This window comes from Borrelia persica No12, from assembly GCF_000500045.1.
GTDB lineage: Bacteria > Spirochaetota > Spirochaetia > Borreliales > Borreliaceae > Borrelia > Borrelia persica.
On the sequence record NZ_AYOT01000096.1, the window covers coordinates 1 to 4,452 of the forward strand.

The 4,452-nt window shown below is 26.9% G+C and carries 3 protein-coding genes; 1 reads left to right on the top strand and 2 read right to left on the bottom strand.

Annotation, left to right across the window (positions count from 1 at the left end):
• Window positions 1-432 precede the first annotated feature (432 nt).
• Window positions 433-1,086, top strand: a complete 654-nt coding sequence (locus tag U881_RS0101895) for a CRASP family complement regulator-acquiring lipoprotein (RefSeq protein ID WP_024653072.1) — start codon at window positions 433-435, stop codon at window positions 1,084-1,086.
• Window positions 1,087-2,598: 1,512 nt separating this feature from the next.
• Here the strand turns inward: U881_RS0101895 and U881_RS0101910 are convergent.
• Window positions 2,599-3,252 (bottom strand): CRASP family complement regulator-acquiring lipoprotein, encoded by a 654-nt coding sequence (locus U881_RS0101910; RefSeq protein WP_024653072.1) that lies wholly within the window; start codon window positions 3,250-3,252, stop codon window positions 2,599-2,601.
• A gap of 570 nt (window positions 3,253-3,822) precedes the next feature.
• Window positions 3,823-4,125: a variable large family protein gene (locus U881_RS0101915; RefSeq protein ID WP_152520653.1), complete on the bottom strand. Its 303-nt coding sequence runs from the start codon at window positions 4,123-4,125 to the stop codon at window positions 3,823-3,825.
• Between the last annotated feature and the right edge of the window lie 327 nt (window positions 4,126-4,452).

Sequence of the window (4,452 nt, forward strand, 5' to 3'; positions counted from 1 at the left end):
GATGAAGCAAGGAAAGCAAATAATGTTATTATTCATATATTGAATAAAATATAAATATTATTAGATTTTAATTATATTATGAATGATGGAAGAATAAGAATATCTTTTATTCCAATTATTTTATTAGGGAATATTATAAAAAAGAGTGTGATATACTGATAGTAGTGATGATGTACTTTATATTTATTATCATCATTCTGCTCATTTCAGCATGTACAGAAAAACTTAAAGGATAGGTTAGATGAAGCGGAAATCAGATACTTAAGATTGTTGAAAAATTATAGCGATATCAATTTTACTATTGGTCGGATATGTGCCAACCTTTTAAGGAGTAATAATGTAGGTTCTGATTTTCAGGATATTAGTACTGATGCATAAGCAGAGAAACGAAGACTTGCAGATGAAAAGGAACATACAGATGAAGAAAAAACAATGTTAATTAAGGAGTTACAAAACACAGCTAGTTCACTTGAGAGTATATTTGCTCTTCATGGTGCTCCTGAACCTGATGATAGATATGGTATTATGAAAGTATGTAATATCATCCTTGGCTATTATAAAGTTGAATTGCAAAGTCATTTAAAACAAAGAAGGTTAATTTACTTGGCTTTTGATTATAAACGTAAAGATCTCACATTCTTTGGTATGTTTTTGTATAAGTATCTTGAGTATCGTGATATTTATGGTGGGATTATTGCTTTGTCTCATATTAAAGACTTAAAAAGGGTTTTTCTCAAGTTGCAAATATTTTCTGAATTATATTACCTAACTTCATTTAAAGACTTAAGAGAGAAACAAGCTAGTCTTGATAAGTTGGAGCTTGAAGATCTAAGGACACTAAAACAGCAATTTTATTTGCTGAAAGGAGAAAAGCAAAAATTAGTATCAATAAAAAATCAGATAAAAACCGATTATGGTGCTGATGTAGGTGACATTAAAACTGTTTCTGATGGTAAGAATATGTTTCGAGTATTAGAAGACTATTTAAAAGATGCAACTCGTAATTACGAAGTAAGACTTGATAATGTAATAATGGAAGTAAGGAGAGCTAAGAATGCTATTATTCCTATATTAAATAAAATATAAATATTATTAAATTTAAAGTTATTTTATAGATAAGAGAATCAGAGATGTTTTTCTCTTGTTTATAATTTATAGATAAAATAAGGTGATGTTATTAATGTCATTTTCATTTTTACGATATTTTATGCAGGTGTACTATAAGGATAGTCAAAAATAGACAATATTCCATATCATTTTTTCTGATTTATTTTGTAAAGTCATGTTTTTTGACTTATTGTATAGTCTATTAATGTAATAGATGTGAACTAATATTCAATTGATATAATATTAATAATTATTTGTATATTATAAGATGGGATAATATGTCTAAAAATGTTGATGAAATGTATTTTGTTTCTTGTGGTGCGATTCTTAAAAAAGAAGCTTCTATTTGTGTTCTTTTTGGGGGTTTCTAAATCAATTATCAGTTTCTTTATCAATTTTTATTTGAATGCGAAAAGTTGATATTATTTATATTGTGCTTATTCGTAGGATGTGTTGGTGTTCATTGATTTTATTCTAGAAGAATTGGAGCTTAGTGTTTTGCACATAGTAGGTGTTAAATTTATTTATTATAATTAAGGAAGATGCGATCAAACAATATAAGTAATTTATATTAATTGTTCTTATATTGGTCTTATTTGTTTATTTATGGTTGATTTTATTATAGTTATATATTAATTCTTAAAATTCGAAATGGTTAATACTATTGATACGAATGAATGTGAATAGGTTGAATGTGAATAGGTAAGTATCATTTATACTAATAACAATTAAACTAGTTTAATTGTTATTAGTATAAATGATACTTACCTATTCACATTCAACCTATTCACATTCATTCGTATCAATAGTATTAACCATTTCGAATTTTAAGAATTAATATATAACTATAATAAAATCAACCATAAATAAACAAATAAGACCAATATAAGAACAATTAATATAAATTACTTATATTGTTTGATCGCATCTTCCTTAATTATAATAAATAAATTTAACACCTACTATGTGCAAAACACTAAGCTCCAATTCTTCTAGAATAAAATCAATGAACACCAACACATCCTACGAATAAGCACAATATAAATAATATCAACTTTTCGCATTCAAATAAAAATTGATAAAGAAACTGATAATTGATTTAGAAACCCCCAAAAAGAACACAAATAGAAGCTTCTTTTTTAAGAATCGCACCACAAGAAACAAAATACATTTCATCAACATTTTTAGACATATTATCCCATCTTATAATATACAAATAATTATTAATATTATATCAATTGAATATTAGTTCACATCTATTACATTAATAGACTATACAATAAGTCAAAAAACATGACTTTACAAAATAAATCAGAAAAAATGATATGGAATATTGTCTATTTTTGACTATCCTTATAGTACACCTGCATAAAATATCGTAAAAATGAAAATGACATTAATAACATCACCTTATTTTATCTATAAATTATAAACAAGAGAAAAACATCTCTGATTCTCTTATCTATAAAATAACTTTAAATTTAATAATATTTATATTTTATTTAATATAGGAATAATAGCATTCTTAGCTCTCCTTACTTCCATTATTACATTATCAAGTCTTACTTCGTAATTACGAGTTGCATCTTTTAAATAGTCTTCTAATACTCGAAACATATTCTTACCATCAGAAACAGTTTTAATGTCACCTACATCAGCACCATAATCGGTTTTTATCTGATTTTTTATTGATACTAATTTTTGCTTTTCTCCTTTCAGCAAATAAAATTGCTGTTTTAGTGTCCTTAGATCTTCAAGCTCCAACTTATCAAGACTAGCTTGTTTCTCTCTTAAGTCTTTAAATGAAGTTAGGTAATATAATTCAGAAAATATTTGCAACTTGAGAAAAACCCTTTTTAAGTCTTTAATATGAGACAAAGCAATAATCCCACCATAAATATCACGATACTCAAGATACTTATACAAAAACATACCAAAGAATGTGAGATCTTTACGTTTATAATCAAAAGCCAAGTAAATTAACCTTCTTTGTTTTAAATGACTTTGCAATTCAACTTTATAATAGCCAAGGATGATATTACATACTTTCATAATACCATATCTATCATCAGGTTCAGGAGCACCATGAAGAGCAAATATACTCTCAAGTGAACTAGCTGTGTTTTGTAACTCCTTAATTAACATTGTTTTTTCTTCATCTGTATGTTCCTTTTCATCTGCAAGTCTTCGTTTCTCTGCTTATGCATCAGTACTAATATCCTGAAAATCAGAACCTACATTATTACTCCTTAAAAGGTTGGCACATATCCGACCAATAGTAAAATTGATATCGCTATAATTTTTCAACAATCTTAAGTATCTGATTTCCGCTTCATCTAACCTATCCTTTAAGTTTTTCTGTACATGCTGAAATGAGCAGAATGATGATAATAAATATAAAGTACATCATCACTACTATCAGTATATCACACTCTTTTTTATAATATTCCCTAATAAAATAATTGGAATAAAAGATATTCTTATTCTTCCATCATTCATAATATAATTAAAATCTAATAATATTTATATTTTATTCAATATATGAATAATAACATTATTTGCTTTCCTTGCTTCATCAACTTATACAAGCACTTCTCTCAAAAAATTTTAATATTTATTTAATATTTTTATACGATTAATTTACTTAATCTCATTATTTGATTTTACCCAGTTTATTTTTTTGTAATATTTGCGTAATAATCACATCAAGTACACCTAACACCTTGTTAACAGCCCTAATTGACCATCCTTACTCATTGCCTTTAGCGCGACAGCAGCTGCAAAATCTGCATTACTTTTTGCTCCAGCACCCTTGCTATTACTAGCATAACCAGTAATTAGCTCTCCAGCATCATTATTATCATTACCACTAATACTACTATTTTCTTTAGTCTTAGAATTTCTTATCTTATCAATCATTACCCATGCATTTGCTTTATCTACTTCTTGAACAAGTTCAGAACCAGCGTCCTCTCGAACACCAACCACCATCATCAAACCTATTACCACTACCACCATTAAGAGCAGCAGGAGCAGAAGCATTATTAGTAGCAACTACAGGTATATCAACAATACCTTTATTTTCAATCTTTACACCAAATTGCTCTGCAATTTTAACTATTTTTCTAATCCCTTCACTATTCTATTTGACTGAAAATAAGCAAGGAAAAACCTATTACAACTGAAATAAAAAATATCCTAAAAACAAATATAAGTGATTCCTCTAGAATATGACCAAGATCTTCGGTAGTAACTTGTGGATTAGAATTAAATTTTCTTTCTCATATATATTTTTTATTTCATACTAAAATTAATTAACACTGTAAATGAGCGCCATTATATTTC

Excerpts from the sequence above, each read along its gene's own strand:
- U881_RS0101895 (WP_024653072.1), top strand. The coding sequence starts at position 433 with ATGTTAATTAAGGAGTTACAAAACACAGCTAGTTCACTTGAGAGTATA.
- U881_RS0101910 (WP_024653072.1), bottom strand. The coding sequence starts at position 3,252 with ATGTTAATTAAGGAGTTACAAAACACAGCTAGTTCACTTGAGAGTATA.
- U881_RS0101915 (WP_152520653.1), bottom strand. The coding sequence starts at position 4,125 with ATGGTGGTAGTGGTAATAGGTTTGATGATGGTGGTTGGTGTTCGAGAG.